The sequence below is a fragment of the Rhodovulum viride genome, from assembly GCF_003265965.1.
GTDB classification, from domain to species: Bacteria; Pseudomonadota; Alphaproteobacteria; order Rhodobacterales; family Rhodobacteraceae; genus Rhodovulum; species Rhodovulum kholense.
In genome coordinates, this window is record NZ_MUAV01000056.1 from 1 (window position 1) to 5,607 (window position 5,607).

General features: G+C 68.1%; 9 protein-coding genes. 8 read left to right on the forward strand and 1 reads right to left on the reverse strand.

Annotated elements, in window-relative coordinates; genetic code table 11:
• Positions 1–318 precede the first annotated feature (318 nt).
• The 5 genes from BYZ73_RS20485 (at position 319) to BYZ73_RS20505 (ending at position 3,231) form a co-directional block, all read left to right on the forward strand.
• The gene (locus BYZ73_RS20485) at positions 319–591 is read left to right on the forward strand and encodes a DUF2312 domain-containing protein (protein WP_134077473.1); all 273 of its coding nucleotides are present in this window, start codon (positions 319–321) and stop codon (positions 589–591) included.
• A complete protein-coding gene (locus BYZ73_RS20490) occupies positions 591–1,073 on the forward strand; it encodes a hypothetical protein (RefSeq protein ID WP_112317479.1) in 483 nt (160 codons plus the stop codon). Before BYZ73_RS20485 ends, BYZ73_RS20490 begins: the two co-directional genes overlap by 1 nt.
• Positions 1,070–1,705: a hypothetical protein gene (locus BYZ73_RS20495; RefSeq protein WP_245943252.1), complete on the forward strand. Its 636-nt coding sequence runs from the start codon at positions 1,070–1,072 to the stop codon at positions 1,703–1,705. Before BYZ73_RS20490 ends, BYZ73_RS20495 begins: the two co-directional genes overlap by 4 nt.
• A gap of 294 nt (positions 1,706–1,999) precedes the next feature.
• Positions 2,000–2,572: a hypothetical protein gene (locus BYZ73_RS20500; protein ID WP_112317480.1), complete on the forward strand. Its 573-nt coding sequence runs from the start codon at positions 2,000–2,002 to the stop codon at positions 2,570–2,572.
• A complete protein-coding gene (locus BYZ73_RS20505; RefSeq protein ID WP_112317481.1) occupies positions 2,569–3,231 on the forward strand; it encodes a hypothetical protein in 663 nt (220 codons plus the stop codon). Before BYZ73_RS20500 ends, BYZ73_RS20505 begins: the two co-directional genes overlap by 4 nt.
• On the opposite strand, the gene BYZ73_RS22550 is transcribed toward BYZ73_RS20505, so the two are convergent.
• On the reverse strand, positions 3,194–3,754 hold the full coding sequence (locus BYZ73_RS22550; RefSeq protein WP_146746372.1) for a hypothetical protein: 561 nt from the start codon (positions 3,752–3,754) through the stop codon (positions 3,194–3,196). The two genes, BYZ73_RS20505 and BYZ73_RS22550, sit on opposite strands and share 38 nt — an antisense overlap.
• Positions 3,755–3,947: 193 nt before the next feature.
• Between BYZ73_RS22550 and BYZ73_RS20515 the strand changes: the two genes are divergently transcribed.
• From BYZ73_RS20515 to BYZ73_RS20525, 3 genes are all read left to right on the forward strand, one after another.
• Positions 3,948–4,331, forward strand: coding sequence for an HNH endonuclease (locus BYZ73_RS20515; RefSeq protein WP_112317483.1), 384 nt, complete (start codon positions 3,948–3,950; stop codon positions 4,329–4,331).
• Between the two features lie 119 nt (positions 4,332–4,450).
• Positions 4,451–4,888 carry a P27 family phage terminase small subunit gene (locus BYZ73_RS20520; protein ID WP_112317484.1) on the forward strand — a complete coding sequence of 146 codons (438 nt, stop codon included), beginning with the start codon at positions 4,451–4,453 and terminating at the stop codon, positions 4,886–4,888.
• On the forward strand, positions 4,875–5,607 hold a 733-nt coding region (locus BYZ73_RS20525), incomplete at its 3' end, for a terminase large subunit domain-containing protein (protein ID WP_220086868.1). The genes BYZ73_RS20520 and BYZ73_RS20525, both read left to right, overlap by 14 nt.

Genomic DNA, 5,607 nt, shown 5'->3' on the forward strand with positions numbered 1-5,607 from the left:
GACGCTTCAACCAGCTGCGCGCGGGCCGGGCCCGCGCCGCGGCCCGCGTCTTCGAGTCCCGCGCGGAAAAGTTTTTGGCCCGCATCAAGGGCAGCCGGGCATGACCGGGCGGGCCGTCTCCGCAGCCCGGCCGGACGCCGGGCACCTCCCTGACGACTGGCCGGGCAGCACCGTCTTCCCCCTCGGGCTGCCCGGCACCTTTGGGGAGGATGCAGCATGACCGCGCCGCAGGATGCCACGGTCACCCTGACCGGCCCGACCGGGGCGACGACCGGTCCGATCCCGCTCGATGCCTTCACCGCCGGGCCGCGGCCGCCGATGAAGGAGACCGCCGAGGACGAAGCGGTGCGCGAGAAAACCTACCGCGTCGCGGCCGACGAGCTGCGGGGCTTCATCGAACGGTTCGAGGCGCTGGCCGAAGAGAAGGCCCAGATCGGCGATCAGCAGAAAGAGGTGATGGCCGCCGCCAAGGCGCGTGGCTACGACACCAAGGCCCTGCGCCGGATCATCGCGCTGCGCAAGCGCCACGCCGACGACATCGCCGAGGAAGAGGCGGTCCTGCAGCTCTATCGCGAGGCCCTGGGGATGTGATGGCCACGCGGATTTACACCGACCTCACCATCCGCGGCACGACCTATCCCGATGCGGCCAGCGCCGCCCGGGCGCTGGGGGTGACCCCCGAGGCGGTGCGGTCTGCCGCGCGCAAGGGGCGGCTCGACCGGGTGGGGGCAGGGCGCAAGGGGGCCGAGCCGATGCCGGTCAGGGTCCGGGGCGAGCTCTTTGCCGATGCCCATGCCGCCGCCGCCCGCTTCGGGGTGACGCCGCAGGCGGTCTGGAAGGCGCTCGCCGATGGCGATCCCGACCGGATCGGCCGACCCCAGCGCCGCCCCGGCCGCGACCCGCACCCCGTCGAGATCGGGGGCCTGCGCTTTGCCTCGCAACGCAAGGCCAGCCGGGCGCTGGGGTTCTCTGACGACTATCTGTCCCATGCCCTGACCCGGGGCGGCCGCGCCGCCCGGGAACGCATTCTGGCCGCGGCGATGGCGCTGGCGGCGAAAGGGGTAACGCCATGACACTCGCCGCCTCCCGTCTTCGCCCGGTCGATGCCGCCGATCTGCCCGACTATCCGCTCGGCCCCGAGGATGACCTGAACGGCCATTACTTCATGACCTGGTATCACCGCGAATGGCTCAACAGCGAGATGCGGCTGAAGGGCACCGAGGAATGCCGGGCGCTGTATTTCGACCTGATCTGCCTGTCGCAGGACCAGAAGCCGGTCGGCACGCTGCCTGACGATCCCGAGCAGCTGGCCAAGCTGCTGGCGGTCGATGTGGCCCGGCTGCGGCGGCTGAGCGAGATGGAATACGGCCCGCTTCACCACTGGCAGCCCTGCCGCTGCGGCGATCAGATCCGGCTGATGCATGGCCGGGTGACCGCCATGGTGATCGAGGCGCTGGCGCGCAAGCATGACAACCGGGCGCGGAACGAGGCGGCGAACGCGGCCAAGCGGCGCCAGCGGCTGCGCTCGGCCGTGGCCGGGATCCATCCCGATCTGGCGCAGAACGACGCGGCCGTCCTCTGGATGGATGACTGGCTGGTCGAGCAGGGCTGCGGCTATCGCGGCTCGGCCTGGGTCGAGCGGGCGATCACGGCCTGGTCCAACCACATGTTCGACATGACCCGCGCCGGGCGCCCCCGCGAGTAACTTCCAGACCGTCCCGAGACTGTCCGCAACTGTCCCGAGGACAGTTCAGGGACAGTCTCGGACAGTTTCAGACTGTCCTGCACGACAGGGACAAAGACAGAGAAAAGGACAGGAACATGGACGGTTCGTCCCGGTCTGACAGGGCAAGGCCTGTGGATAACCCCGCAAGGGCAGAGAAAGGGGCAGGGCTGTCCAGACTGTCCCGAACTGTCCGCAATTGTCCCGCAAATGTCCGCCGGACAGTTGCAGGACAGTCCTGAAGCGGTTGGCAAGGCAGAGAGAAAGGAGGCGAGGATGGACGCGAAGGAACAGGCCGAGGGCGAGAAACGGGTGCGGGCGCTGCTGATCGAGCCGCTGCTGCGGCGCGGGCTGGTGAAATCGGGCAAGCTGACGAAGGCCCGGTTCGAAGAGATGCTGGTCGATGTCGAGAAACGGCTGGCCTACATGAGCGCGTCGAACCTGGCCGCGCTGGAAGAACAGATGGCGGCCCTTGCGGGGGGCGAGGCGAAAGACCTCTTCCCGACCAGCAATCGCATCCTGCAGGAAGCTCTGAAAATCCAGAAACCGGACGACCGGGCGTCGCCGCTGATGCGCGCCGTTTTCAAGCATCCCATCGGGCAGGAGGCGCTGGCCGAGGGCTGGGCGCCAGAGCTTCTGGAGGAGTTGCGGGACAACCGCGTCTGGCCGGGAACCTATGTTCTCGGTCGCGTCAGGGATGAGGCGCGGGGCGCAATCCTGCGGCTTGACCGCCTCCGCAGGATCGCGCCCGCAGACCTGACCGATACCGAGCGCCGCTGGCTCGCGGCTCGCGAGCAGCAGATGGAAGAGTGCCGCCGCATCGCCGATCTGGCGGGGGCGGCGGCATGACCGCCGCGATCCGCCCCCCGGCGCAGACTGCCACCCGGACCCGGCGCGCGATGCCGGTGCGCGCCGCTCTCGAATGGGCCTTCGGCACCGAATGCGCGCGCCTCGACCATGACGAGATCGAGGCGGTCGGCGGCACCGGCTGGCGGTCCTATGGCATGGAATATGTCGCCCTCGAACGCGCCCAGCTCGGCACCCGGGTCGACGTGAGCCGCGGCCGGTCGAGCCCGCATGACGATGCCGAGCTGATCGCGACCGTGGTCCGCAACACGCTGCCCTGGTACGCCGCCACGATGGTCGCCGATCTCGCCCGCGCGGGCCGCACCCCCGACTGGATGCCCGACGCCCGCCCGCGGCTGAAGCCCGAGGACTGGACGGTGAACCGCTGGGGCCGCCACGCGAAGACGGCGGATGCGGCGATGCTCGGGGTAGAGGGCTGGCAGCCAGTCCCGCGTCGCAACCGCAAGGGCGTGATCGTCCATGACGCGGTGCGCTTCACGCCCTGCCACTGGGACCCGACCCCCGCGCAGATCGCCGCGGCGCGCCGGGCCTGGCTCGACTGGTGGGGCTATCTGCTGGCGGTGCAGGCGGCACTGAAAGGCGCGGACCTTACACGGATCGAGGTCACCCGGGACATGCCGCCGATGCGGCCGTGGGGATAGGGCCCGTCTCGACCCTCTGCAACAGGCTGGTAAATACTCGAAGCTCGGTCACTGTAATGTCATCCCAGTCCACACAGGCAACAGTTTCCTCTGCAAGGAGCAGGGCGACGGTGCCTTCACCGTAGGACGGATGCGCCACCCGATCACCTTTTCGAAGAGGGCGCTCCGCTTGGTGGGCGATCATTGCCTCAAGTGTCAACCCGCTTCCGCCTTGCGCCTCGGCCGTCAGCTTTTCCAGATACTCCTGCGCATCTTCTGGATCGGGCCTGGCGATAGAGAGCGCGTGTCCGGCACATCCAGCCGCGAGGTAGAGCTCGCGCACGCGCCGAAGATCGTAGCCGGTTTCCTTCGCTATTTGCTCAAAGCTGTAGCAGGCCTCGTCGTCGATCTGTTCAAGGGCCAGGGTGTTCCCATGGGCCTCCAAAGCGGCTGCGTCGAAGTTCCAGCGTTCGATCAGTCGAGCCAGGCTCTTGCTTTGGCCGCGATAGCTCTGTCTGGGAATGTGGATCGGAAATTGCAGCATTCGGAACACCTACCTCCAAGCGATATTTTGACGGTCTCAAGTGCGCCCCGTGATGGTGAAAGTCGCTTTGACATGGGTCAAGAAACTTTTTTCTTGACGTGATTCCAGCCCCGTTGACATAGTGCCGTCACCCAAGCTGCGCCCGGAGCGGATCCCCCGCTGCGGGCGTTCTGCGTTCCGGGAGGCCTTATCCATGACGATCCGCAAGCTCTGCGCGGCCTCGGGCTGCGACGACCTCGCTGTGCCCGGTGCGGCGCTTTGCGAAGAGCATGAGGCCGAACGGATCGAACGGAACCGCGCCCGGCGGGCGAAGATCAAGACCGCCGAAGAGATCCGGCGCCGCGCGAAGCTCTACGCGAGCCCCGTCTGGAAGAGGGCGCGCGCCGCGTTTCTTGAGGCCCATCCGCTTTGTGCCGATTGCGCGGGGCTGGGGCTCGTGACCCCGGCCACCGAGGTCGATCACATTGCCCGGCACGAGGGCGACCGGGCGAAGTTCTGGGATCGCTCGAACTGGCAGGCGCTCTGCAAGAGCTGCCACAGCCGCAAGACCGCCCGCGAGGTGCTCGGGCGTCCCTGACACCGGGGGGTGTCCAAAAATCGACGGCCCCCCTCGGGAACCGCGCATGGGAGCTTTCCTGTTGCGCGGGCCGAATTGGCAAAAAAAGCCCACGATCATAAGCCCATAAGGGAGGTCCGATGCGCGGTCAGAAGCCGAAGCTCGACAATGTCGTGCCGATGAAGGCCGACCAGACGGCGCCCGTGCCCGAGGCGCCCGGGTGGATGAGCGCCGAGGGGCGCGACGCCTGGGACCGGTTGGCCCCGGTGCTGGCGGCCAAGCGGCGGCTCGATGCAGCCTTTGAGGATCCGTTCGCCGTCTACTGCGAGGCGGTGGCCGATGTCATCCGGTTCACCGGCGATATCGCGGCCTTCGGCAGCTGGTACGAGGTCGAGACCCGGAACGGGCGCCAGCAGAAGAAGCGCGCGGTCTGGGGCCAGCGGCAGGACGCCATTGCCACGATGAACCAGCTCGCCGCGCGCTTCGGGATGACGCCCGTCGACGAGGCGCGGATGAGCGCGGGCGGGCAGGGCGATCTTTTCGGCGAGATCCTGAGGACCCTCGATGGAACCGATTGACCATCCCGTGTCGCGCTATGCGCTCGACGTGATCGAGGGCCGCGAGGTGGCGGGCACGCTGGTGCGGCTCGCCTGCGAACGCCACCTGATGGATCTGGAAACGGGCCGCGACCGCGGCCTCTGGTTCGATTGCAAGGCGGCAAGCCGGGTGCTGAACTTCGCGCGCCTGATCCAGCACACCACGGGTCCGGCGGCGGGTCGGCCGCTCGATCTGACGCCCTGGCAGGTCTTCCGGCATGGCTCGGTCTTCGGCTGGAAGCAGGCGGACGGGCTGCGCCGGTTTCGCACCACCTATCACCAGGTGGCGAAGAAGAACGGCAAGACGACCGACACGGCGGTGCCGATGCTTTATACCCAGCTTTTCGACGGCGAGGCCGCGCCCCAGGGCTTCTGCACCGCGACGACGCGGGACCAGGCGGGGCTCTTGTTCCGGGAACTGCGGCGGATGATCAAGGCGGCGCCCGCGCTCTCGGCCTTCATGGACACGGGCAACAAACACCTGATCTCGACCGCGATCACCAATGGCACGATCCGGACGCTCAGCCGCGACGGCAATTCGGCGGACGGCATCAACCCCAGCTTTGTCGCCCGCGACGAGGTGCACCGCTGGACCGACCGCGAACTGGCCGAGGTGGTGGTCAATTCGATGATCGCCCGGGCGCAACCCATCGACTGGGCGATCACCACGGCGGGCGCCGACATGGCCTCGATCTGCGGCG